General features: G+C 65.2%; 22 protein-coding genes. 5 read left to right on the top strand and 17 right to left on the bottom strand.

The features are described from left to right. Positions 1–30: 30 nt before the first annotated feature. A complete protein-coding gene (locus HSR6_RS07540; RefSeq protein WP_071933259.1) occupies positions 31–1,194 on the top strand; it encodes a 3-dehydroquinate synthase II in 1,164 nt (387 codons plus the stop codon). On the opposite strand, the gene HSR6_RS07535 is transcribed toward HSR6_RS07540, so the two are convergent. From HSR6_RS07535 to HSR6_RS07520, 4 genes are all read right to left on the bottom strand, one after another. After that, the gene (locus HSR6_RS07535; RefSeq protein ID WP_232502976.1) at positions 1,195–1,626 is read right to left on the bottom strand and encodes a zinc ribbon domain-containing protein; all 432 of its coding nucleotides are present in this window, start codon (positions 1,624–1,626) and stop codon (positions 1,195–1,197) included. It lies immediately after the preceding gene. Positions 1,627–1,651: 25 nt separating this feature from the next. Then, entirely contained in the window at positions 1,652–2,362 is a 711-nt protein-coding gene (locus HSR6_RS07530) for a type I 3-dehydroquinate dehydratase (protein WP_070365945.1), read from the bottom strand. Positions 2,363–2,372: 10 nt separating this feature from the next. Continuing rightward, positions 2,373–3,323 carry a transcription initiation factor IIB gene (locus tag HSR6_RS07525; protein ID WP_070365293.1) on the bottom strand — a complete coding sequence of 317 codons (951 nt, stop codon included), beginning with the start codon at positions 3,321–3,323 and terminating at the stop codon, positions 2,373–2,375. 246 nt (positions 3,324–3,569) lie between these two features. Continuing rightward, entirely contained in the window at positions 3,570–5,405 is a 1,836-nt protein-coding gene (locus HSR6_RS07520; RefSeq protein ID WP_071933258.1) for a flippase-like domain-containing protein, read from the bottom strand. 105 nt (positions 5,406–5,510) lie between these two features. On the opposite strand from HSR6_RS07520, the gene HSR6_RS07515 reads away from it, so the two are divergent. After that, complete coding sequence (locus tag HSR6_RS07515) at positions 5,511–5,759, top strand: DUF7123 family protein (RefSeq protein ID WP_071933257.1); 249 nt, start codon at positions 5,511–5,513, stop codon at positions 5,757–5,759. Between the two features lie 3 nt (positions 5,760–5,762). Here HSR6_RS07515 and HSR6_RS07510 read toward each other — a convergent pair whose 3' ends face one another. The 11 genes from HSR6_RS07510 to ppsA form a co-directional block, all read right to left on the bottom strand. Beyond that, positions 5,763–6,359, bottom strand: coding sequence for a winged helix-turn-helix transcriptional regulator (locus HSR6_RS07510; RefSeq protein WP_071933256.1), 597 nt, complete (start codon positions 6,357–6,359; stop codon positions 5,763–5,765). Beyond that, complete coding sequence (locus tag HSR6_RS07505) at positions 6,360–7,472, bottom strand: SPFH domain-containing protein (protein ID WP_070365289.1); 1,113 nt, start codon at positions 7,470–7,472, stop codon at positions 6,360–6,362. It lies immediately after the preceding gene. A gap of 65 nt (positions 7,473–7,537) precedes the next feature. Next, positions 7,538–8,092 (bottom strand): NfeD family protein, encoded by a 555-nt coding sequence (locus HSR6_RS07500; RefSeq protein ID WP_071933255.1) that lies wholly within the window; start codon positions 8,090–8,092, stop codon positions 7,538–7,540. A gap of 66 nt (positions 8,093–8,158) precedes the next feature. Then, positions 8,159–8,311, bottom strand: coding sequence for a DUF7312 domain-containing protein (locus HSR6_RS11145; RefSeq protein WP_198400404.1), 153 nt, complete (start codon positions 8,309–8,311; stop codon positions 8,159–8,161). After that, the gene (pyk, locus tag HSR6_RS07495; protein ID WP_070365287.1) at positions 8,308–10,077 is read right to left on the bottom strand and encodes a pyruvate kinase; all 1,770 of its coding nucleotides are present in this window, start codon (positions 10,075–10,077) and stop codon (positions 8,308–8,310) included. Before pyk ends, HSR6_RS11145 begins: the two co-directional genes overlap by 4 nt. 42 nt (positions 10,078–10,119) lie before the next feature. Further along, positions 10,120–12,168 carry a methionine--tRNA ligase gene (gene metG / locus HSR6_RS07490; RefSeq protein WP_071933254.1) on the bottom strand — a complete coding sequence of 683 codons (2,049 nt, stop codon included), beginning with the start codon at positions 12,166–12,168 and terminating at the stop codon, positions 10,120–10,122. Between the two features lie 51 nt (positions 12,169–12,219). After that, a complete protein-coding gene (locus tag HSR6_RS07485) occupies positions 12,220–12,894 on the bottom strand; it encodes a LiaF transmembrane domain-containing protein (protein WP_071933253.1) in 675 nt (224 codons plus the stop codon). Positions 12,895–12,938: 44 nt separating this feature from the next. Continuing rightward, positions 12,939–13,493 (bottom strand): VTT domain-containing protein, encoded by a 555-nt coding sequence (locus HSR6_RS07480; protein ID WP_070365284.1) that lies wholly within the window; start codon positions 13,491–13,493, stop codon positions 12,939–12,941. 39 nt (positions 13,494–13,532) lie between these two features. Next, a complete protein-coding gene (gene mfnA, locus HSR6_RS07475; RefSeq protein WP_071933252.1) occupies positions 13,533–14,603 on the bottom strand; it encodes a tyrosine decarboxylase MfnA in 1,071 nt (356 codons plus the stop codon). Then, positions 14,600–15,847 carry a M48 family metallopeptidase gene (locus HSR6_RS07470; protein WP_071933251.1) on the bottom strand — a complete coding sequence of 416 codons (1,248 nt, stop codon included), beginning with the start codon at positions 15,845–15,847 and terminating at the stop codon, positions 14,600–14,602. Before HSR6_RS07470 ends, mfnA begins: the two co-directional genes overlap by 4 nt. A 36-nt stretch (positions 15,848–15,883) precedes the next feature. Continuing rightward, complete coding sequence (gene ppsA, locus HSR6_RS07465) at positions 15,884–18,139, bottom strand: pyruvate, water dikinase (protein ID WP_071933250.1); 2,256 nt, start codon at positions 18,137–18,139, stop codon at positions 15,884–15,886. Positions 18,140–18,264: 125 nt separating this feature from the next. Between ppsA and HSR6_RS07460 the strand changes: the two genes are divergently transcribed. The 3 genes from HSR6_RS07460 (at position 18,265) to mtnP (ending at position 20,360) form a co-directional block, all read left to right on the top strand. Further along, the gene (locus HSR6_RS07460) at positions 18,265–18,693 is read left to right on the top strand and encodes a hypothetical protein (protein WP_071933249.1); all 429 of its coding nucleotides are present in this window, start codon (positions 18,265–18,267) and stop codon (positions 18,691–18,693) included. 63 nt (positions 18,694–18,756) lie between these two features. Beyond that, entirely contained in the window at positions 18,757–19,458 is a 702-nt protein-coding gene (locus HSR6_RS07455; protein WP_071933248.1) for a phosphoribosyltransferase, read from the top strand. Positions 19,459–19,505: 47 nt separating this feature from the next. Further along, complete coding sequence (gene mtnP, locus HSR6_RS07450; RefSeq protein WP_071933247.1) at positions 19,506–20,360, top strand: S-methyl-5'-thioadenosine phosphorylase; 855 nt, start codon at positions 19,506–19,508, stop codon at positions 20,358–20,360. Here mtnP and HSR6_RS07445 read toward each other — a convergent pair. Both HSR6_RS07445 and smc read right to left on the bottom strand, forming a co-directional pair. Next, positions 20,357–21,289: a segregation/condensation protein A gene (locus HSR6_RS07445; protein ID WP_070365277.1), complete on the bottom strand. Its 933-nt coding sequence runs from the start codon at positions 21,287–21,289 to the stop codon at positions 20,357–20,359. The two genes, mtnP and HSR6_RS07445, sit on opposite strands and share 4 nt — an antisense overlap. Further along, on the bottom strand, positions 21,282–24,857 hold the full coding sequence (smc, locus tag HSR6_RS07440; RefSeq protein ID WP_071933246.1) for a chromosome segregation protein SMC: 3,576 nt from the start codon (positions 24,855–24,857) through the stop codon (positions 21,282–21,284). The genes HSR6_RS07445 and smc overlap by 8 nt, the downstream gene beginning before the upstream one ends. Between the last annotated feature and the right edge of the window lie 3 nt (positions 24,858–24,860).

Raw genomic sequence — 24,860 nt, 5'->3', positions numbered from 1 at the left:
TTCAAGACGGGGCCCCGTGTGTGACCGAGTATGACACGGAGCGTCTGGCTCAAGGCCGACGACGAGGTCGGCGACTGGGAGCAACGCAAGCGACGGATCACCGCCGGGCTCGAGGCCGGCGTCGACTGGATTCTCGTCGACGAGTGGGACGTCGACCGGGTTCGCGAACTGGGCGAGATGAACGTCGCCGCCTTCGTCACCGACGACGTCGACGTGATCGGCGACGACGCCGAGGCCGCCGGCGAGGCCGACCGCTACATCGTCGGCAAGGACGGCGAGGGCGACGGGACGATCGACCTGCCGACTGACTTCTCGGGATCGGCGGATCTCTCCACGCTTCGCCGTGACGGTGCGAGCGGGGCCTACGTGCGGATCTACGACCCTGACTACGAGACTTTCGCCGAGAAGGCGGCCGAGGAGTCCGAATTCACGATCGTCGTGGGCGAGGACTGGCAGATCATTCCCCTGGAGAACCTCATCGCCCGGATCGGCGACTCGACGGATCTCATCGCGGGTGTGACGACCGCCGAGGAGGCAAAGACCGCCTTCGAGACCCTGGAGATGGGTGCGAGCGGGGTTCTGCTGGACACCGACGACCCGGACGAGATCCGGGAGACCGTCGCAGTCCGAGACGACTTCGATCGCGAGCAACTGGACCTGGAATACGCCACGGTCACCGCCATCGAACCCGCCGGCAGCGCGGATCGGGTCTGTGTCGACACGGGCAGCCTCTTCGACCACGACGAGGGGATGTTGATCGGGAGCATGTCCCGCGGACTCTTCTTCGTCCACGCCGAGACCGCCGAATCACCGTACGTCGCCTCCCGTCCCTTCCGGGTCAACGCGGGCGCGGTCCATGCCTACGCCCGCCTCCCGGACGGGTCGACGACGTATCTCGCGGAACTCGGGAGCGGCGACGAGGTGCAGGTCGTCGATACGGATGGACAGACCCGCGAGGCCGTCGTCGGCCGGGCCAAGATCGAGCGCCGACCGATGTTCCGACTGGAGGCCGAGACCGAGAGCGGCGAACGGATCGAGACGCTCATCCAGAACGCAGAGACCATCAAGGTCCACGCCAGGACCGGGCGCAAAGCCGTTACCGACCTGGAGGCCGGCGACGAGGTACTGGTCTACACCCAGCCGGGTGGCCGTCACTTCGGGGAGTCTATCGACGAGCGCATCATCGAGAAGTAGTTACCGTTCGGCCCTGTTTTCGGAGTCCTCCAGCCGGGTGGTACACCACGGACAGAAGTCCAGTTCCGGGTCGAGTTCCTTCCCACACTCCGGGCAGGTGTTCGCGTCGGGTGATTCGGCTTGAGCCGCCTTCGTTGCTTGCTGTAACCCGGTGAGGTAGGCGTCGACGGCGTTGAGCACCCGGACGACGAGCATACTCAGGACCGCCTCGGTCGGGAGCGTTCGACTGACTTCCACGAGTCCCGAGAACCCGTTGGTCTCGAAGGCGGTGTAGGCCGATTCGGGCAGCACCATCGCTGCCGCGATCAGTGCGACGCCGAACCAGGCGATGGCGCGAAACCAGGCCCGGAGGTAGACGTGCCCGAGCCCGGGATAGACCATCGCCAGTATCGCGGCGACGAGCGACCGTCGCGTGAACCAGGACCGCTGCACGAACACGCTTTGGTCGGGTCGACGGTTAAACCTTTGAATCCGCGGGCCGCTCGACGTCGAAGGTCTCAAGCAGTCCATCGAGGGTCGCCAGATCGAACTGCCCGGGGGCCGTGGCGCTCTCGGGGTCAATCGGGGCGTATCCGATCTTCGAGCCATAGAGCGGCGCGATCGCCCGGGAGTGGGCACCCGGGGCCCCCATCGCCATCGTCGCGACGGTATGGCCACAGGTGGTCAGGTCCTGGGTCGCGGCCAGCAGGTCCAGCACGTCTCCCGGGTCGGTGGCGGTCATGGCGAGTTTGGCGACCGACCCGAGCCGGCAGCCCCGCTGGGCCAGACCGAGCAGCGTCGATCTGGAGGGGACCCGCTCGAAGTCGTGGACCGAGACGACGACCGGTAGGCCAAGCTCCTGGGCCCGGTCCAGCACGGGGTCGAGGTCCGTCCGATCGGTAGGGGCTTGCAGGGCTCGAAGCTCCAGATCGACCGCCGCGACGGCCGGCTCCGAGAGGGCATCGAGTAGCTGGTCCCGGCGCTCGGGGCCGTCCGGGTGCTCGCCGCCCTCCCACTCCGGCCGGTTCGTGACCATGATCGGCAGCTCCCCGTCGTAGGCCCCGAGTGCCGAAAGCGGGTCGGCGGCCAGATCCATCCGGAACTCGAGCAGGTCGGCGTGGGGGCGAGCCGCCGGCTCATCGTCCAGGTTCGGCGTCGAGGCCGCCAGGTGAAACGACTCGAACTGCAACATTGGCCGGTTAGACCGGAATCGAGTCCTCGGCTTCGAGGAGTTCGTGATATCGGTTGCGGATCGTGACCTCCGAGATGTCCGCGACCTCACTGACCTTCGCCTGGGTTGTCTTCTCGTTGGTGAGCAGGGCGGCCGCGTACACCGCGGCGGCGGCCAGGCCGACCGGGCTCTTGCCGCTGTGGACGCCTTTCTCCTTGGCGTTCTCGAGCAGTTCGCGGGCCCGATGCTGGGCTTCGTCGCTGAGTTCGAGCGAGGAGGCAAACCGGGGGACGTAACTCGCGGGGTCCGCGGGCTTGACTTCCAGGCCCAGTTCCCGGATCACGTACCGGTAGGTGCGGGCGATCTCGTCCTTGTCGACCCGGCTGACGTCGTTGATCTCATCCAGGCTGCGGGGCACTCCGGCCTGCCGGGCGGCGGCATAGACACAGGAAGTCGCGACGCCCTCGATCGAACGGCCCGGGAGCAGATCTTCTTCGAGGGCCCGGCGGTAGATCACCGAGGCCGTCTCGCGGACGTTGTCCGGCAGGCCAAGCGCACTGGCCATCCGGTCGATCTCGCCGAGGGCCTGCTTGAGGTTGCGCTCCTTGGCGTCACGGGTGCGAAAGCGCTCGTTCCACTTGCGCAGGCGCTGCATCTTCTGGCGCTGTCGGGAGCCAAGGGAGTTGCCGTAGGCGTCCTTGTTCCGCCAGTCGATGTTCGTGGAGAGGCCCTTGTCGTGCATCGTGTTCGTGGTGGGGGCCCCGACCCGGGACTTCTCGTCTTTCTCCTGGGAGTCAAAGGCCCGCCACTCGGGCCCGCGGTCGATCCCTTCCTCCTCGACGACCAGGCCACAGTCCGCACAGACCTTCTCGCTGTGTTCCTCGTCGTGGACGACCAGACCGCCACACTCCGGACAGCTGTCCGTTCGTTCGGGTTCCTCCTCTTCTTTTTCGCGGGATCTGAGAGTTGCGTTGGGCATAATTACAAAGTGTATCGGGATTCGGTGACCCATCGGTTTCGACAAAACGTACTTAAGGATTGTGTTTTCTTTCCGTAAAACGACCGTGATAGACTCCACCCTCCTTCGTTCGACGATGTCGAAATCTCTTCGTGCACTGGCGTGTGAGTCGGTCACGAGGTTCCCTGAGGGCCGCGTAGGCTGGCTCTGTCCGGGGTTCTGCAGCGAGGGGTAAAACTCGTCCCGGCCGCCGCTTTTAGTGGGTCTTCAGGTTTGGTCCGGTCGGCTCGATCCCTCCTCGATCTCGCCCGGCCCGTCGATCGCTTCGGTGAGCGAGACGTTGAGGACGACCATCGAGACCGCACCGCCCAGCACCGTCACGGCGTTTTTCACCGCGTGATCGACGATGGCGACACCCAGCGCCGTGGGCGGTCCAATAGTCGTCAGGGCGACCACCAACACCGTGAACGCCGCCTCGTAGAGCCCGATGCCGCCGGGGGAGAGGGGCAGCACTTTCGCCAGATTGCCCACGCTGACCGCGAAGAAGGAGACGGCGACCAACAGCCCGAGTGGTACCTCGACGCCGAAGGCCTGGAAAACCAGAATGGCCGTGAGGACGTCGATCGCCCAGATTGCCAGGCTCGCGACCCCGACCCGGGCGAAGGTGGCCGGTTCGGCTGCGACACGCTGGACGTCGCCCACGAACCCTTCGAGGGTCGTCGCGACCAGTTCGACGTAGGAGTCCTCCGACGCCCAGTTGACGATTCGTCTGATCCGGTTCCGATCCGACCGCGCCGAGAGGACGATGGCGATCACGGCCCCGATTGCGCCGATCCCGACCACCGCCGCGACGGCGATCGCCGTTCGGGCACTCTCCTGTTGGCCGCCGGAGAGGCCGGTTCCCTCGGTCAGGGCCTGGCTCAGCGCCACGACCCGCTCGGGGGCGAGAGTGACGACGCCGAGGAGTACCCCGCCGGCAAGGATGGTGATCGTCAGCAGGTCGAAGACCCGCTCGACGGCGAGCGAGGCGAACCCCGAGGTATAGGGCACCTGCCGTCTGGCTTTGACGACGTAGGCCCGGACGGCGTCCCCAGCCCGGGCTGGGAACACCAGGTTCCCGGTCTGGCTAATGAAGACCGCACCCGTGAGAAAGCCCACGCGTTCGCGATAGCCGAGCGAGCCGAGAATATCGGCGTATCGCCAGCCACGAAGTGGCCAGGAAAAGACGTAGACGAGCGCGGCGGCCGCTACCAGACCCAGGTCGGCCCGGGCCATTTCCTGGAGCACGTCGCGGGGATCCAGATAGAAGAACATCAACCCGATAGCCAGCACCGAGAGCAACAGTCCCGCGACCATGCCGGTCCGTCGGTTCGCATAGGGTCTGATACGGATCTCCCAGGCCGTTCGGAGTATCTGGCTTCCCATTCCGAATACGTCCCGGACTAGATCGACCTTCGAGTCCCCCTTGGGCGTCCAGTTCACCGCGAACTCCTTGACGGCAAATCCTCGTCGCTGGGCCTTGACGAGCATCTCGGTGTCCCAGAACCAGTGGGAGTCTTTCACCGCCGGGCGCAGGGCCTGGAAGGCAGCCCGGCTGAAGGCTTTGAACCCGGCCTGGTGATCCTGTAGGTCCGAGCCCAAAAGCGTTCGAACGAGCATGTTGAACCCGCGACTGGAGATCGCCCGCTTGGCCGGCCGGTCGGCCTCCTCGCCGGGCATCCAGCGCGAGCCAGTGGCGAGGTCGTACTCGCCGGAGCGGACACTCTCGATTAGCTCTTCGAGGTGGGACATGTCCGTGGCGAGGTCGGTATCGAAGTAGACCAGTGTGTCGCCGGCGGCGCTCTCGAAGGCCCGATTCAGTGCCTCACCACGGCCCAGGCGCTCGTCACTGTGATAGTGGCTGACCCGCTCGTCCGCGGCCGCCAGTCGATCGGCGATCTCCGGGGTTCGATCATCACAGCCGTCTTCGGCGATGATGACCTCGAACGTGCCGGCCGGGAGGAACGATTCCAGCGTGTCGAGCGTGACCTCGACGGTCGATTCGATGGTCGCCTCCTCGTTGTACGCGGGGAGCACGACGCTAACCTCCACAGCCGACGCCATGCCTCGCTGTCGGTCGTGGCCACCCAAGAACTTTCTGAACTGTGTCACCCGCGATTAACCGATCGTACCAAACCCGCTTTTGACCTGGCACTTCTCCATACTGCTATGGGGGCCAGCGCCGTCGAACTGAGCACGGAGGGACTGACGCCGAAACAGCGGACGATTCTCCAGTATCTGCGCGAGCGGGTGGACCAGGAGACCTACTTCAAGTCCCGGCTCATCGGCAAGGAACTGGGCTTCTCGGCCAAAGAGGTCGGTTCGAACATGCGTGCGGTCGCGGATGCCGAACACGACCTCGATATCGAACAGTGGGGCTATTCCTCCTCGACGACCTGGCAAGTGACCACCGCCTGAGCTTCAGGGTTCGTACCTGAGCAGATCGGCGGCGTCCGCGGCGAAGTTGACCGTCTCCGCGTCGAAGCTCTCGGCGTATCGAACGAGGAGCGTGATGACCGTCTCCGGTCGGTTCACTCGATACCCCTCACTCCGGTCGAGGACCCCGTGTTCTGCCATCTCTGTGGCGTGGTTGCTCACTGTCGCCGGTGAGACGCCGATCGCCGCTGAAAGCGAGGCCCCGGTATGAGTGGGCTCTTGCAACAGCGTGCAAACCATGGCCCGCGGGGTTTCCCGCCTGAGATAGCCCAGCGTGACCTGCTCGAAGGCGTCGAACCGGCCGGCTGGATAGAAGCGCTTGTAGTCGCCGTCGCGATACCGTTCGAGTGTGCCCTGGTCGGTGAGTCGCCGGAGGTGATACTGTGTCTCCCCCGTCGCGATTCCCAGGTCGTCACGGATCTTCGAGAAGTGGGCGCCGGGAGTGCGCTCGACGTAGCCCGCGATGGCTTCCCGGGTCTCGCTGGCACCCTCGTCCTGGCCCGCCAGTCCGAGCAAGGGGCTCCCGGCTCCGACGGCGGCGAACTTCCGCAGCGTCGTGCGCTTCTCCTCGTCGATTCCCATTTACTTCTCCGTTGGTTCCTCGGTGTCTTCGAGTTCGGCGTCCATCTCTTCGATGACTTCCTCGGCGGACTTGATCGAGCCCGTTCCCTCGGTGAGATCGGATTCGTTGACGTCCATCGGCGCGCCGATCTCGTCCAGGATCGATTCGATGTCGTCCAGCCCCAGCAACTCGCGGGTGTCCGCGTCGAACTCCAGGCTCTCCAGGCCCTCGGTCGGTTCGGCGACGTCGCTGTCGGTGAGCTGTTTGCCGTATCGACCCACCAGTGAGGTCAGTTCCTGTGGGAGCACGAAGGTCGTGCTTTCGGCGGCCCCGATGACCTCCAGGGCTTCCAGCCCCCGTTCGATCACGGCCCGCTCGCCCATCGATTCGGCGGACCGAGCTCGCAGCACGGTCGAGACCGCGTCCCCCTGGGCTTCGAGGATCTGGGACTGCTTCTCACCCTGTGCACGGATGATGTTCGAGCGTTTCTCCCCCTCCGCGCGCTCGATGGCGGACTGTCGTTCCCCCTGGGCCTCCAGGATCATGGCCCGGCGCTTGCGCTCGGCGGAGGTCTGTTGTTCCATCGCCTGCTGGACGTCCTTGGAGGGATTGACCTCCCGAACTTCCACGGACTCGACCCTGATCCCCCACTCGTCGGTGGGTTCGTCGAGCTCCTTCCGGATGCGGGCGTTGATCTCCTGGCGCTTGTTGAGCGTGTCGTCCAGTTCCATGTCCCCGATCACGGCCCGCAGCGTGGTCTGGGCCAGGTTGGAGACCGCTCGCTTGTAATCATCGACCTCCAGGAAGGCCCGTTTCGCGTTCATGACCCGGATATACACCACGGCGTCCGCGGTGACCGGGGAGTTGTCCCGGGTGATCGCTTCCTGCCGTGGGACGTCGATCGTCTGGGTCCGCATGTCGAAGATGTACGTGCGGGAGACGAACGGCGGGATGAAGTTGATCCCCGGTTCGAGCAGGCCCCGGAACTCGCCGAAGACCGTCAACGCCTCCTTCTCGTAGGCGTCGACGATCTCGATGGCCTGGTAGACTGCTACGACCAGGACGACGAGCAGGAGCAACCCGACGACCGAGAGCGGGGACGGGCCGGTCAGTGACTGGAGGGGGAGCACCATACTGTTCCTTATGTCCGACGGTTGATAAAGCTGCGCCAGCCGGTCAGTCGTGCCACTGATTCACACTACCCGCGCGATTCGTCCTCGGTCTCGGTTTCGACCGGCTCCGCCTCGCGGGCGCGACCACGTTCGAGTTCGCGGTCGATGTCGTCAACGTCCGAGAGGGCCTCCACCTCGACGACGTTGCCCCCGCCGGGATCCACGACGATGATCTCGGTCCCGACGCCGATCTCGCCCTCGACACTCCGGGCGGCGTAGGTCGGATCGAAACCGCCCTCGGAGAGTTTCACCCGGCCGGTCCGGGGCGTGACTCGCTCGGTCACGTAGCCCCGTCGGCCCACGAGTTCGGCCGACCCCTCGGTCTTCCCGCGATCGGTCCCCTTGTAGAACTCGAAGTGACGGTAGACATAGTACGCGCCGGCCCCCGCGACGAGTACCGTGAGCCCGAGCACCAGCGGGGTCGCTGCGGCCGGGACCAGTACCCCCAGGAGGCCGGCCGCGAGGAGCGCGACCCCCAGGACGATGAAGTGTGCACCCGGTGCAAAGCCCTCCAGCACGACGAGTACGAGCCCGGCGAGCAGGAGGATCGTCGACAGCGACGTCCCGAGTACTGAGGCCATACCACATGCTTGGGCCCGGGTGGGGAAAACCGTTGCCCGGACAGCGCACCTTGCCGGAATCGGCGCTTAGAGACTCACTACGAGGATCGCGATGGCGAGGCCGACACCGAGCAGGAACGGGAGGACGTGTTCCAGACGCGGGTTGCCGGGTTCGATTTCGGGCACTTCTGGTTCGGCTTCGGGCCCGACTTCGTCTACCTCGAACTTCCAGTCGCTCATAACGGCCCCCGTTTGCGCCCCGCCGCGGGTTTGTTCACTTCGCCGTCGTAGACCACCCCACGTTCACCGTCGATGGTCACCTGCTGCCCGGGCTCGAGGTCCCCGATGTCGGCCCCGGTGATCATCGGGATTTCGAGTTCGCGGGCCACCATGGCCGCATAGCCGGTCATCCCAGAGCGGGCGCTCACGATTCCGCCGAGTTTCTCCAGTCCGTCGCTGAACTCGCCGTTGAAGTCCCGGTGAATGACACCGATGCTCCCGGCCTCGATCGTTTCGGGGTCCACGTGCTCCAGGTCGACGACCGGCCCGGTGGCCCGCCCGTCAACGACCGACCGACCGACGGCGAGGGTTTCGGCGGCCACGTGGACCTTGAGGGTGTTCGTCGTGTCCTCGCCCTCCAGTTCGGTCATCATGCCGGTCAGGACGACGACGGTATCCCCGGGGTCGACGATCCCGGAGTCCAGGCCGGCTTTTACCGAGTCCTCGATGACCGTGGTCGCCGTCCCGACCTGGACGTTTGCGTGCTGTGCGTTCACGCCCCACACGAGCCCCAGCTGTCGGTGAACCTGGTCGTTCGGCGTGGTCGCCACGACTGGCACGCTGGGGCGGAACTTGGTGACCCGTCGGGCCGTGTACCCGGACTCGCTCGCGACGACGATCGCACTCGCGTTCACGTCCCGGGCCAGGTACCGCGCCGAGCGCGCCAGGGCGTCCGTGCGGCTCTCACCGGTCGCCTCCGGAACCCGCTGTTCGATGATCTCGTCGTACTCCACACTCTCCTCGATCTCACGGATGATCCGGTCCATCGTCTCGACGACCCGGGTCGGGTGGGATCCGATCGCGGTCTCCGCGGAGAGCATGACGGCGTCGGTCCCGTCGAGGACCGCGTTCGCCACGTCCGAGGCCTCCGCCCGGGTCGGGCGGGCCTGCTCGACCATCGAGTCGAGCATCTCGGTCGCGGTGATGACCGGCACGCCTGCAGCCTGGCTCTTGTGGATGATCCGCTTCTGGATGAGCGGCACGTCTTCCATCGGGAGTTCGACCCCCAGGTCCCCCCGGGCGACCATGATGCCCTGGGCGGTCTGGATGATCTCGTCCAGGTGGTCGACGGCGTCGGCCCGTTCGATCTTCGCCACCACCGGGATCTCCCCGCCCAGGTCCTCGATAGCGGCCTCGACTTCGAGCACGTCCGCCGCGTCCCGGACGAAACTCGCGGCGACGAAGTCCGCGCCCGCTTCGACGGCCAGTTCGAGGTCCGCACGGTCCTTTGCCGTGACTACGTCCACGTCCAGATCCACGCCCGGGACGTTCACCCCCTTGTGGCTCTGCAATTTCCCGCCGCTCTTTACAGTCGCGTGGACCGCATTCCCCTCGACTGAATCGACGACGGTCTCGATTCGGCCGTCGTCGAGCAGTACGCGATCGCCAGGAGAGACACGTGAGATGTCCGTCGAGAGACCGATCTCCTGCTCGGTCACGGCTGTCGACTCACGGAAGGTGACTGCCGACCCGGTTTCCAGTTGAACTGGCTCGGCCGTCTCGCCGGTGCGGATCTCCGGGCCCTGGAGGTCGACCATGACCGCGACCGGTTTGTCGAGTTCGGCGTCGACACGTTGGGCCCGCTCGATGAGCGCGGCCCGGTCCTCACGGGTCCCGTGACTGGAGTTGATCCGTGCGACGGTCATCCCTGCCGCCGCCAAATCGCTGATCGCGGCCCGGTCGTCACTCGCCGGGCCGAGCGTGCAGACGATCTTCGCGTTTCGCATTACCAGGGGTTCGATCCCCCGCCGAATAAATGTGGCACTCGCTTACTGGATCTTCGTTCCGGGGCCGGCGTCACCCTGGGTCGTCAGCAGGTCGGCCTCGTCGCCGGCCGCCAGGAGCATGCCGTTGGATTCCACGCCGAAGAGTTCGGCTTTCTCTAGGTTCGCCAGGACGATGATCTTGGTCCCCGGGAGCTCCTCGACGTCGTGGAGCTGTCGGATTCCCGCGACCAGCTGGCGGGTCTCCGCGCCGATGTCGACCTGCAGGCGGACGAGTTTGTCCGCGCCCTCGATCGGCTCGGCGGACTCGATGCGGCCGACCCGGATGTCCAGGTCCTGGAAGTCTTCGAAGGCGATGCGATCCTCGTTCAGGGGTTCGATGTCGGTCATTGTCGTGTCGGTCTCGGAGTCGGTGTCTTCGTCCTCGATGCGTTCCTGCAGGGCCGCCTGGCGGGCTTCGACCTGCTCGTCCTCGATCTTCTCGAAGGGCTCCCGTGGCTCGCCGAAGGTGGCCGGGGGCGCGTCCAGGCAGTCCTCGATAGTCGCCTCGGCTGCGGTCCCGTCCTCGTTCAGGTCGGTCCAGATCTGCTCGGCGGTGCGGGGCGTGAAGGGCTGGATCGTGATCGCGATGGCCTTCACGAGTTGAACGGTATCCCGAATGACCTGGGCGGCCTGTTCGGGATCCTCGTCGACGAGCTTCCAGGGCTCGTTGTGCTGGATGTACTCGTTGCCGAAGCGAGCCAGTTCGAGGGGGACGGTCCCGGCCTCCCGGACCGAATACTCGTTGAGCGCCGCCGTGAAGTCCGCCATCGCGGACTCGATCTCGGCCTCGACGTCGGCGGAGACCGCGGCGTCGGGCGTGCCCTCGTAGTTCCGGTTCGCGAAGAGCAGCGCCCGGTAGACGAAGTTCCCCACGTCGTCGGCGAGTTCGGCGTTGACCCGGTCCTGGAAGGTCTCCCAGGAGAAGTCGATGTCCCGCTCGAACGGGCCCGCCGTGGCGATGTAAAACCGGAGGAGGTCGGTGTCGAACGGCGAGTCCAGGTACTCCTCGGCCCAGACCGCCCGATCGCGGCTCGTCGAGAAACTCGCACCGTCGAGGTTGACAAAGCCGCTTGCCATGACCGCTCGCGGCTCGTTGAACTCGGCCCCGGCGAGCATCGCGGGCCAGAAGACGGTGTGATGCTGGATGATGTCCCGGCCGATGACGTGGACGATCTCGCTGTCGCCATCGCGCCAGACTTCCTCCCAGTCGTAGGTGTCCGCGCCCACGCGATCGCTGTACTGTTTGGTCGAGGCGATGTACTCGATAGGTGCATCGACCCACACGTAGAGGACCAGGTCGGTCTCGTCCTCCGGATAGTCGATGCCCCAGTCCAGGTCCCGGGTGATACACCAGTCCTGGAGTTCGCCCTCGATCCACTCCCGGGGCTGGTTGCGGGCGTTTTTGGTCCCCTCCAGGCGGTCGATGAACTCCGAGAGGTACTCCTGGAAGGCCGAGACGCGGAAGAACTTGTGCTCGCGGGTCCGGTACTCCGCTGGGTTCCCGGTCAGAATACTGGTCGGGTTCTCGATCTCGCCGGGTTCGAGGTGGCGACCACAGCCCTCGTCACACTCGTCCCCGCGGGCCGTCGCGCCACAGTAGGGACAGGTGCCCTCGACGTAGCGGTCGGGCAGCGGCTGGTCCTCGATCGGGTCCCAGGCGACCTCGATCTCCTTCTCGTAGACGTGGCCCGCCTCGTCGAGGGTCCGGACGATCTCCTGGGTCAACTCGACGTTCTCGGACTGGTGGGTGTTCCCGTAGTTGTCGAAATCCACGTCGAACTGGGGGAAGGTCTCCTCGTAGGTCTCGTGCCAGTCCATCGCGAACTCCTCGGGGGAGACCCCCGACTCGGCCGCGTTGACCGCGATCGGCGTCCCGTGCATGTCCGACCCCGAGACGAAGGCGGTCTCCTGGCCGATGGTCCGCAGCGACCGTGTCAACACGTCGCCGCTCACGTAGGTCCGCAGGTGACCGATGTGGAGGTCCCCGTTCGCGTAGGGCAGTCCACAGGTCACCACCGCCGGGTTCTCGGTGGGAAAGGACTCGTGGCTCATGGGTATGGATGCCACCCCAGCCGATTAAAGTCCCGTGATTGGCGGGCGTCCTCAGTCCAGAATTTCCACGCCGCCGAAGAGTGTCACACCGGTCACCACGAGGTCCGGGGTCTCGGTGACCGTTTCCCGCCGCCGTGAGTCCTCCGTGCCCCCGAAGATGGCCAGGACATCGAGTGTCACGTTCCATTCCGGTGGGACCCGAAACTCCGTTCCACCGAAGAGTGTGACCGCCTCGATCACGGCCGGTGGGTCGGAAATCTCGGCGTCCCGGAGATCGATCTCCGAGCCACCGAAGATCGAGATGACGTCGCCGCCGGTGAAGTCCGTGGCGGTCACCCGCGTGTCGGCCCCGCCGAAGACGGCGATCGCGTCCAGTTCTCCACTCGTTCCATCGACACGACTGCGTCGGCGACCCCGTCCCACGAGTAACAGGAGCCCGAACAGGACCACGAAAAGCGGCCACCACGACCCGATTTGGGCGTCGGAGATAACTCCCAGATTCCGAAGTTGGACGGTTCCGGCGACGGCGATGACCATTACTGGCCCGGTGAGGTTTCGACCCCGAGAGCGGAGTAGCGCCCAGGCTCCGAGGAGGACGAACACTCCGGGGACCCAGTTCCAGAGTGATTCAGTCGCGAAGGCTCCGGTCGTGCCGGCGAGCAGGAGGGCCCCCAGGAGCAAGACGAGAAGGGCAGTTGTCGTTCGGCCGGTCCGTCGAAAGTTCATACCCACCGGTAGGTCTTGTCAGCATATAATGATTTGTGGCCCAACTACACGACGAAGAGGGCTCCTTCGATCAACCCCATCGTCACCACGAGCCGTCCCACGCTCCCGGCGAAGGCCGCGGCCGCGAAGCGACGGTAGCCCGTTCCCAGGACCGAGAAGGCATAAATCGAGGCCGTATCGGGGAAGAAGGGAACGCTGAGCCCGATCGCCATCCCGAGGGGGCCCCACCGTTTGCCGAGTTCGACCAGCCGCTTCTGTGACCACCCGACCGGGTCGAACCCGATCCACTCGACGAACCGGATGGTGACCCCGGAGTGAGCGGCGGAGTGCCCGACCATCAACGCGATGACACTCCCCAGCGCCTTCCCGAGCCCGCTTACCACGATCACGAGGAGGATCTGGACTTCGTACGGGAACAGTGCAAGCGCGAGGGTATTGGTCGGACAGAGATAGCCGACCGGGCAGAGAACGATCTCGCTCGGAAACGGGAGCACGAAGGCGATGAGCGCCGAGTAGACGAAGATCACGCCAAGCCCGGACCAGCCCGAGGCGGCCCTGACGGCCGTTTCGAGCCCGAGGTCCAGGATGGCTTCGAGCATTGGCTCTCCCTGTGGGCTCCGGTCTCAAAACCGTGCCGATCACGGACGGTGCCGGTCCACGGCCGTAAGAAACGCATCTAGCATATTTCGGTCCACGTGGGGCATGACGACGATCCGTATCGCCCCCTGCTGGGTCCGGGCGATCCGCCAGCCCGCATCCCGAAGGCGTTCGAACAGCGACTGGCTCGCCTCCCAGGCCACGAGCGGGAGTTCCGGCTCGATCACGTCGAACCCTCGTGAGTCGAGTTCCGTCGCGAGCCACCTGGCCAGTTCCATCGTCCGCTCGAAGGCAGCACGATACCCGTCGGGCCAGAGTGTTTCGAGTGCGGCGTGGGCGCTCGCGACGCCGGCCCCACTCCGGGTACCGCCCAGGGAGACCTGGGATTCGGACTCTAGATAGGGCGTCTGGATAGACAATGCGTCGAGCACCGATCGGTCACGCGCCAGGAACCCACCCGCCGGAATCGCCGCCCGCCCGGCCTTGTGAGGGTCGATCGTCATCGAATCGATGCCGGCGTGCCCGAAGTGCCACTCACGATCGGTAAACGGGAGGAAAAAGCCGCCGAAGGCGGCGTCGACGTGCAGCATCGCGTCGACGGAGTCGGCGAGGTCCACGAGGGCCGGGATGGGATCGACCCGGCCGTACTCCGTCGACCCGGCCACGCCGAACACGAGGGCGGTCCGCTCGTCCACAGCGTCGGCCATCGCTTTGGGGTCCGCCCGATGGTCCGGCCCCGTCTCCACGAGTCGGAGTTCGACGTCTAGCAGCGAGGCGGCCTTCCGAAGGGAGAAGTGGGCACTGGTGGGCGCGACGACGTTCGGTTCGGCCACCGTGGCTCGGTTTCGCGCAGCTCGCACGGCCTGGATGTTCGCCTCGGAACCACCGGCCGTGACATACCCGTGTGGGTCAGCCAGGCCAACTAGCTCTCCCAGCATCGAAACCGTCTCCCGTTCGCGTGCAGCGATGGTCTGAAAAGTCGCCGGGTCGCCAGGGTTCGAGCCCAGAAACGCCATCGCGGCCCGTCTGGCTGCCGGCGCCGGTTCCGTGCACATCGAGGAGAGCACCCGGTCGAAGGATTGTGGCTCTGAGCTCGCGGATACGTGAGTCATCGGTCCGCACCCTCCACGAGCCTGCGGATTCGCTCGGGGACCGGCGGATGCTGGTAGTGAAACGCCTCGTAGAGCGGGTGGGGGAAGGGATTCGAGAGGTTCTCACCGGTCATCTGTGCCAACGCAGCCGCCAGCGGCTCGCCCGATCCCATCACTTCGACGGCGAAATCGTCGGCGGCCCGCTCGCTTCTGAGCCAGAGGCGATTCGAGAGTGGCTGGGTGAACTGCAGCACCGGCTCCAGCCAGAGCCCCGCGAGCAGGAGCCCGGCCGCCGGGATCTCGGGCACGCCGAACATGGCATACAGCCAGGACTGTCCCAAGAGGATCTGGGCGAGCGCGAGGAGCACGGCCGCTTCGAGGATCGAGACGGCCATTCGCTGCCAGACGTGGTTCTGCTTCCAGTGGGCGAGTTCGTGGGCCAGCACGCTCTGCAGTTCGCGCTCTTCGAGTTGCTCGATCAGTGTATCGAAGAGGACGACCCGCTTGGTCCGGCCAAAGCCCGTGAAGAAGGCATTCGAGTGGCCGGATCTGGAGCTCGCGTTCATCGCGTAGACGTCCTCGCAGGTGAACCCGGCCCGATCGAAGACCGCTTCGACGGCCGTCCGGAGGTCCCCGTCCTCGATCGGCTCGAAGTCGTAGAAAAGCGGCATGATAACACGTGGGACGACGATCTGGGACCCGAGCACGAACAGCGCCACGACGCCCGTCGCGGCGAGCCACCACCAGGTGGGGAACTGCTGGAGGACGAGCAGAATTCCGGCTCCCAGGATCGAAACGAAGGCCACCGAGACGGCGGTCCCGACGATCGCGTCGCGGACGAACAGCTGTGGTGATTGTTCGTTGAACCCGTAGGCCGCCTCGATCCCGAAGGTGTCGAAGGCCTCGAAGGGAAGGGAAAGCAGTTGCATTGTGACTGTCGCCACGACGAAGATCCCGACCCCCGCGAGGAGGTCGTTCCCGATCGCTCCGTCGATCGTCGCGATTGCGTCTCCAAACAGGCCGGTGTAGAGCACTAACAGGACGATCGCGAGGACGAGCACGTTCTTGAGCGTGCCGGCGCTCGTCGAGAGGCGATGATACTGGCGCAAACGGGCGGGGTCATCGACGGAAAGGGTCGCAGTCACCCACGCGGAGCGCTCCCGGATCCTTCGATCCGCGTGTCTCACGTTCAACGCGGCGAGCCCGGCAACGACTCCCGTCGAGCCCACCACGAGCAGTAGAAAAACGGCGTGATACGCGAGCATACCCTTCGATACGGCAGCAGGCAAAAACGTCTGACGTTACCGGACCGAATCCAGGAGGAGGCGCTGTTCGGTCCGTTTGACCTCGTGCTGGACGTCCCGCACGGCGTCGATGTTCGCCGAAATCGAGGAGATACCCTCCTCGACCAGGAACTCGACCATCTCGGGCTTCGAGCCGGCCTGACCGCAGATACTCGTGTCCACGTCGTGCTCCCGGCAGATCTCGATCGTGCGACCGATGAGTTTGAGCACGCCGGGGTGGAGTTCGTCGAAGCGATCCGAAACCCGCTCGTTGTTCCGATCGACGGCCAGGGTGTACTGCGTGAGGTCATTCGTGCCGAAGGAGGCAAAGTCGATGCCCTCCGCGGCCATCTCCTCGATCGTCATGACGCTGGCTGGCGTCTCGATCATCACGCCCCACTCGCGTTTCGTGGTGTCGATACCCACCGATTCGAGCCGGTCCCGGGCCCGCCGCACGTCCTCCGCGTCGTTCACGAGCGGGAACATGATCTCGACGTTGTCATACCCCAGTTCGTAGAGGTGCTTGATGGCCGCTAGCTCGTGTTCGAAGATTTCGGGCTCGTTCAGGCTGCGCCTGATGCCTCGGTACCCGAGCATCGGGTTGTGTTCGCTCGGCTCGTCGTTGCCGCCTTCGAGCTGTCTGAACTCGTCGGTGGGCGCATCGAGGGTGCGCACCCGGACCGGTCGGGGGTAGAACTCCTCGGCGACGGTGCGGATGCCATCGACGATCTCGTCCCGGTAGGCCTTGGCCCCGTGATCGTCGATGTACCGCTTGGGGGTCTTGTTCGTCCCCATGATCATGTGCTCCATCCGGAGGAGCCCCACTCCGTCAGCCCCAGTCGCGGCCGCCCGCTCGGCCGCCTCCGGGATCGAGATGTTGACCTTGACTTCCGTTGCGGTCATCGGTTTGACCGGCGCTTTCGGGCGGGCCTCCTCGATGGGCTCCCGCTCCGACTCTTTGGGGGTGTCACGGCCCTCGCGGACTGCCCCGCGTTCGCCGTCGATCGTGATGATCTGGCCGTCGCGCAGAATTTCGGTCGCGCCGCCGGTGCCGACCACGGCCGGCACGCCCAGTTCCCGGGAGACGATGGCGGCGTGGCTGGTCATCCCGCCTTCTTCGGTAATGATGCCCGAGGCCCGCTTCATCGCGGGCACCATGTCGGGGGTCGTCATCGGCGTGACGATGATGTCACCCTCGCTTACCTTGTCGAGTTCGTCCAGTTTGCGAATGATGCGAACGGCTCCGCTGGTGATTCCCGGACTGGCTCCCAGCCCCGAGAGAATATCCTCCCCGCCGGCTCCTTCGACCTCGGCGTCGTCCGAACTGGTGTCGTCGATCGTGGTGATCGGGCGGGACTGGAGCATGTAGACAGTCCCGTTCATGATGGCCCACTCGACGTCCTGTGGGGTCTCGTAGTGATCTTCCACCCGCTCGCCCATCTCGACCAGTTCGTGGATCTCGGCCTCGGTCAGGACCTGGGTGTCTCTGCGATCGCCTTCGATCGACCGGGTGACGGTCTCCCCGGTCTCTTCGTCCCGGACCATCTCGATTTTCTTCTCGGCGACGGTGACCGACTCGATCTCCCGGCTCTCCCGGTCGACGTGGTAGTTGTCCGGGGACACCGATCCCGAGACGACGGCTTCGCCGAGCCCCCAGGCGGCCTCGATGATGGTCTGGGGCGCGCCGGTCGATGGGTGGCTGGTGAAGAGGACGCCGCTTTTATCGGCGTCGACCATCTGCTGGACGACCACGGCGATGTCCACCGCGTCGTGGGCGAACCCCTGCTGCTCGCGGTAGTAGATAGCTCGTTGCGTGAAAAGCGAGGCCCAGGCTCGCTGGACCCGATCGAGCAGTTCTTCGCCCTGAATGTTGAGGTAGGTCTCCTGCTGGCCGGCGAAACTCGCTTCGGGCAGGTCCTCGGCGGTCCCCGAGGAGCGCACCGCGACGAAGGGCTCCTCCCCCTCCAGATCGGCGTAGGCCGTCATGATCTCCTCGCGGATGTGTTCGGGCATTTCGGTCCCGAGGATCAGCTCCTCGGCCCGCGAAGCGGCCTCGGCGAGCGCTGCGGAGTCCTCCGTTTCGACGTCGACTGCCGCGAACAGTTCCTGGTCGATACCGGTGTCTTCGATGAAGGATCGATACGTGTCCGCGGTGACGACGAACCCGGGCGGGACGGGAAGCCCGGCGTCGGTCATCTCCCCGAGCGAGGCCCCTTTCCCGCCGACGCTCCCGATGTCGTCGGCTCGTATGTCTTCCAGCCAGCGTACAGCCATGAGGTACATAAACAAACCCGGAGTGAGCCCATGAAGGTTGCGGAGAAACGGTTCCGGTGGCAAATCGGATGGGCCGTGGACTTCGTGACGGTGGATTTAAGCCGGATCCCACACCCGTCATCGGCATGGAGCGAACTCGATCCCTTCGATGGGCTGGTCGGTACTTCCTCTACACCACCGGGCTGGGCCTGTTGGGCCTCCTGCTGGTGGGACTTGGGGGCTACCTGGCGTATAGCGGGCTCATGCTCGGTCCGGAGACGATCTACGGGGTCCCTTATCCCCACGTCACGAGCACGTCTTTCTTCGGTATCGTGCCGGTCGTCCTGGGGGTCGTCGTCTGGCGCGTGGGCAAGGCCTGGGCCCTGTATCACACGCTTTCCGGGGCCGTGAGCGAGGAGCTCGGTGATACCTACGACACCGAACACGTCAAAAGCGACATCGTCGCGGTGCTCGACGATCGCCTGGCCGACATGCAACAGGATCTCCAGTCGGTCAATCGCGAGGTGCGGGATCTCAAGGAAGCCGAGGAGTTCGAGTTCAATACTGCGGATTGATCGAGCCGAGACGAGTGGATTAAAGTCCTCGCTCCCCTCGGTGGCCAATGGTGACCGAAGCTAATGGGTGAGCTCCCGGACGAATTTGACTGTACCATCACGAACTGGGATTACATCTACGGTCTCACTAGGGATGTCGCCAAGCAGGTCCGCGCGGCGGACTTCGAACCGGACGTCATCGTCGCGCTGGCCCGCGGGGGCTGGTTCGCCGGGCGTGTCCTCTGTGATTTCCTGGGGCTGGATGACCTGACCAGCCTGAAGGTCGAACACTACGTCGGTACGGCGGCGAAATCAGAGGAGCCGGAGATCCGCTACCCCATGCCGGAGGGATCAGTCGAGGGCAAGGACGTGCTGATCGTCGACGACATCGCGGACACCGGCGGGTCGATCGAGCACGCCTACGAGTACGTGACCGACCGGAACTCCGGGGAGGTCCGCACGGCCACACTCCAGCTCCTGCAGACAAGCGAGTTCGAACCTGACTTCATCGGCGAACGCCTCTCGGACTGGACCTGGATCGTTTATCCCTGGAACTTCATCGAGGACATGGTCGATCTCGTCGCCGGGGTCATGGAGAAAGGCGGTGACGGTCCCTACCGCCCCGAGCAGATCCGTACTCTTCTCGAAACCTATCACGGGATCGATCGTATCGAGATGGAGATCGCCCAGCCGGACCGCCTGGCGGAGGTCCTGACGGAGATGGCCCATCGCGGGGTCATCACCCAGGAGGGCGAGAACGCCTGGGCGCTCACCGACGCGAACTGACCGTCTGGGAACCCAACGTTAAGGGCCCGAGGGACGAAGCTATCGGTATGATCGGATTCATCGGTGGAAGCGGTATCTACGAAGCCCTTCCGCTCACGGACGTCCGCGAGCGCGAGATCGAGACGCCCTTTGGCGAACCGAGTGCCCCAGTCACGATCGGGACCTACGAGGGGACTGAGACCGAGGTCGCGTTCATCCCCCGACACGGCCGGCACCACCAGTATTCGCCGACAGACCTGCCCTACCGGGCGAACATCTACGCGTTCAAGACACTCGGCGTCGAGCGGGTCATCGCGAGCAACGCGGTCGGAAGCCTTCGCAAGGAGATCGAGCCCCGCACGCTTGTCGTCCCGGATCAACTCTTCGACCGCACCCGGCATCGCGAGTACTCCTTCTTCGGCGAGGGGATGGTCGTCCACCAGGGGTTTGCCGAGCCGTTCTGCCCCGAACTCTCAAAGGAACTGCAGAACGCCGCCGTCACGGAGACCGACGCCTCTGTCAAGGGCGGGGGCACGTACGTCACGATCGAGGGGCCACAGTTCTCAACCCGGGCCGAGAGCGAGTTCTACCGTGAGCAGGGATTCGACATCATCGGCATGACCGCCATCCCGGAGGCCAAACTCGCCCGCGAGGCCGAACTCTGCTATGCCACCGTCGCCGGCGTGACCGACTGGGACGTCTGGAAGACAGACAGCCAGGTCTCCCTGGAGGAGGTGCTGGAGAACGCCTCGCACAACGAGGCCGCGATTCAGGACGTGGTCGGGGCAGCGATCGAATCCCTCTCCGAAACCCGGTCCTGTGAGTGCGGGTCGGCCCTGGAAGGGACGATCAATACCGATCCCGAACACATCCCCGAATCCACGCTGGAGTCCGTGGAACCACTCGTCGAAGATTACCTCTAGTCCTCGGCTTCGACGCTCTCGCTGGGACCGATTTCCTCGGCCGTACCGTCCCCGACTGCGTCTTCGCTCTCTGTTGTGGCTTCTTCACCGGCCTCGGAAGGTGATTTAGCGGGTGTGGGTCCCTCACTTCGCCGATCCTCGATCCAGAGGTCGCCGAAGAGTTCGTCCTGTTCGAGGAAGACCACGCCCCGATGGGCCAGAAAGAGCAGCGCAAGGAACGTATCGACCCGCGAGCCGCCTGCGTCCGCGATTTCGGCGAACAGGACCTCGGCTCGGCCCCGGTCGTATCGCTCGTGGAGTTCGGCCTCGACGGCCTCGATGAGTTCGTCGATGTCCTCGTCGTGGGCGGTGCCGGTGACTGCAGCTTCGTCGGGCTCGCCGTCGCTGCGGGTGTCGTCCCCCGAGCGGTAATCCAGGGTCTGGACGCCGCGCTGGAACCCCTTCGGGGAGTTCTCGGTGTCGTAGGATCGGCCCGACTTCCACCAGGAGCCCCGTTCGGCCTCCCGTAGTTCGTGGACGAGTTCGTCGAGGGTTTCGGGGGTCCCCCGGGCGGACTGGCGTTCCAGCCGGCGGTCCATCTCGGCCTCTAGCTGGTCGATCGGATCGCCGACCCCCGTCTCGGGGCCGTCGAGGGGGGTGTCGCTTGCGAACGGGTCGACCCGTTCGGGCTCCTCGGGGTCCGGGTCCTCGTCCTCGGCGAACAGTTCGTCGCTTTTCATCCGGAGGAGAACACTGGCATAGAAGAGCGCCCGGCCAGAGGTCCGGATTTCGGCCTCGTCGATGGCCGCCAGGAAGGCGTCGGTCACCTGGATGATGTCGATGTCCCAGGGGTCGATCTCCCCTCGTTCTGCGAGCCCGACCAGTACCTCGACAGGTTCTGGCCCCTCCTCATCCGGCTCTTCCGGGCCGAAAGCCGCCGCCTCAGTCATCGGCGACCGCCTCCTCCCGGCCGGCCAGATCGATGCCCGTGACCGCCGAGATGTTGTTCTCCTGCATGGTCACCCCGATGGCCCGCTCGGACCGTTCGAGCATGGCCGAGCGGTGGGAGACGACCACGAACTGGGCTTCACTCGCCAGTTCGTCGACCATCTCCCCGACCCGCTCGGCGTTGGCGGCGTCGAGGAAGGCGTCGATCTCGTCCAGCGCGTAGAACGGGGCCGGGTTGTACCGCTGGACCGCGAAGATGAAGGCCAGCGCGGTGAGTGATTTCTCGCCGCCCGACATGGCGTCCAGGCGCTGGACCGGCTTGTCACCCGGCTGGGCGCGCATCGTCATGCCGCCTTCGAAGGGTTGTTCGGGATCTTCGAGTGAGAGTTCGCCGGTCCCATTCGAGAGCCGCTCGAAGATCTCCTGGAACTGGTCGTTGATCGCCTCGTAGGCCGCCATGAAGTTCTCGCGTTTCAGCCGGTCGTAGCGGTCGATGCGCTCCTCGATTGCGGCCCGCTCCTCGTCGAGTTCGTCGTGTTTTGCGGTCAGTTGCGCCAGGGCCGACTCGACGGTGTCGTACTCCTCGATGGCCTTCATGTTGACCGGCTCCAGACGGGCCATCTGGCGTTCGAGACGCCTGACGTTTTGCTCGACGGTTTCGAGGTCGGGGACCGACTCGGGATCGGTCTCCTCGACGTTCGCCTCGAGTTTGGCGACCTCGGCTTCGAGTCGCTGGGCCGACCGTTCGAGGCTCTCGATCCGGTTCCGCAGACTCTCGGCCTCGTTTTTCGTCTCGTCGCGCTCGTCTCGGGCCGCCGCGAGTTCCTCGCGGAGGTCCTCGCGCTCGGCCTTGAGATCCGCCAGCTCCGACTCGAGTTCTGCGATCTCCGCCTCTTTCTCCTCGATGTCCGCGCGTCGCTCCTCGATGGTCGCTTCGAGCTCCTCGATCCGCTCTTCCTGTTCGGCTTTCGTGTTCTGGGCGGACTCGACGGTCTCGTGGAGGTCCTCGATGGCCGACTCGGCGTACTCCTTCTCCAGGTTCAGGCTGTTGAGTTCGCTGTCGATGTCCTCGATGCGGTCCTCCAGGTCCGCGACCTCGGCCTGCAGGGACTCCTTTTCGTCTGTGAGTTCCGGAATCTTCGACTCGGCCAGTTCGGCTTCCAGCTCCTCGATCTCCGCTTCGGTTGCCGTGATCTCTTCCTCGGCGGCCTCGATCTCGGCGTCGAGTTCGGCCATCTCGGACTGGACGGACTCGCGTTCGTCCTCCAGCTCCGCGATCCGGGCTTCGAGCTCCTCGATGTCGGTCTCGGCCTCCTCGCGATCCCGCTCGGCCCGCTCGATTTCGGACTCGATCTCTCGCACGCTCTCGACGGCGTCGGCGCGTTTCTCGCGCGCCCGGTCGAGCTGTTCGTCCAGGTCGGTGATGTCGGCCTCGATCGAGGCGCGTTCGTCCTCCAGGGACTCGATCCGCTCGGCAACCCGTTCGAGTTTGCCCTGGCCGGTCGCCGTAAAGGAGTAACGGGATCCCGAGCGGCTCCCACCGGTCATCGCACCGCTTTTCTCCACGAGGTCGCCGTCGAGGGTCACCAGCCGGAACTCGCCCATGAACTCCCGGGCGGTCGCCATGTCCTCCACCACGAGCGTATCGCCAAGCACGTAGGAGAAGACCGGCGCGTAGGTCTGATCGAAATCGACCAGGTTGTACGCGAAGTCGATCACGCCGGGGTCCTGGGGCAGGCTGGGGAGCGAGCGGTGCTCCATCTCCGTGATCGGCAGGAAGGTTGCCCGCCCGGCGTTTCGGGATTTGAGGTGTTCGATACAGCGCTCGCCGACGCCGTCGTCGGCCACGACGACGTGGGCCATCCGGCCACCGGCCGCCGTCTCACAGGCAGTCGCGTACGCCTCCTCGACACTCCCCAGTTCGGCGACGGGGCCGTGGACGCCCTCGATGTTGGCGTTGCGAATGGTCGTAACGGCCCGGCCGAAGGAGCTGTCTCCGCTCTCGTCGGCCCGCGCTTCGAGTGAGGCGTACTCCTCCTGGGCGGCATCGAGTTTTGATTCGACGTTTTCGAGGTCAGATCGGCGCTCCGACCGTCGTGTTTCGATGTCCTCGATGACATCCTCGATCTGGGCCTTGTTCGTCTGTGCCTTCTCCAGCTCGCGGTCCAGATCGGTGAGTCGCTCCTCGAGCTCCTCGATACGGGTCTCGGCGTTTGCTTTATCCTCCCGAGCGGATTCGAGTTCGGTCGACCGCCGCCGGGCCTCGTCGAGATAGCGGTCTTTCTTCCGCTGGAGGTCGTTGCGCTCTGATTTGGCCGTTTCGAGGGATTCTTTCGCCGCTTCGAGGTCGGCACGGAGGTCGTCGTAGGCCGTGTCCACGGCCTCGATTTCGGCCTCGACTGACTCGATCTCCTCCTGGCGGTCCTGTTTCTCGCCGACCAGGGAGGCCTTCTCGACTTTCAGCTCGCGGATCTCGCCTTCCAGGTCCTCGATCTCCTCCTGCTTGCGGTCGATCTTGACGAAGGCCTGTCGCCGGGTCTCGGTGGCCTCCTCGATCCGCTCTTCGGCCCCGTCGATCCGATCCTCCAGGCCGCCGATTTCGGCCTTGAGCTCCTCCATCTCGCGTTTGAGCGCGAGCTGTTCCTCCTCGCCGGTCCGTTCGATCTCGGCCTCTAAGTCTTCGAGGTCTTCGGTGAGTCGTGTGACCCGCTCTTCGCGTTCCGCGAGTTCGGCCTCCATGGATTCGAGTTCCGCCTCGCGGTCCTCGATATCGGCCTCGGTGGCCGCGAGTTCCTGTCGGCGCTCTTCGAGTTCGGCCACGTCCCGGTAGGCCTCGTACTCGGCTTTCTCCTCGCGCAGGCCCTGGTACTCCAGGGCCGTCTCCCGCTCGTCTTCGAGCTGTTCGAGGCGCGTCTCTTTCTCCTCGATTCGCAACTCCGCCTCGTGGATGTGCTCCTCCACCTGTTCGAGTTCCTCGTGGGCGTCTGCCTTCTTCCGGTCGAACTCCGCAACCCCGGCGATCTCGTCGATGATCTCCCGGCGCTCGTGGGGGGTCATCTGGATGATGCCGGTCACGTCCCCCTGCATCACGACGTTGTAGCCCTCGGGGGTGACCCCGGCCGCGGCCAGCAGGTCCTGTATATCGGAAAGGTTCACCGAGCGCCCGTTCAGGTAGTAATAGGAGTAGTAGTTGTCCTCGGTCTGCTTGATCCGCCGTTTGACCCGGATCTGATCGACTTCATCGATGTCCTCGGTGCCGATCGCCGTGGCGATCTGGGAGGGCGAGATCGTGCGGTCCTCGTTGTCGAGGGTGACCTCGACGCTGGCCTCCCGAGCGCCGTCGTAGTCCCGATCCTCCTCGTGGGCGGGGTTGTAGATCAGGTCGGTGAGCTTCTGGGCGCGCATGCCACGGGTGCGAGCCAGGCCCAGCGCGAACAGGATCGCGTCGATGATGTTCGACTTGCCCGAGCCGTTCGGGCCGCTGATCGTGGTGAAATCCTCGTAGAAGGGGATCCTGGTGGTTCGTCCGAAGCTCTTGAAGTTCTCCAGGACGATCTGGTCGATGTACATCGA

Source organism: Halodesulfurarchaeum formicicum (assembly GCF_001886955.1).
GTDB lineage: Archaea > Halobacteriota > Halobacteria > Halobacteriales > Halobacteriaceae > Halodesulfurarchaeum > Halodesulfurarchaeum formicicum.
Note: the sequence above shows the minus strand (reverse complement) of the source record. Positions and strands in the feature narration are given on the sequence as shown.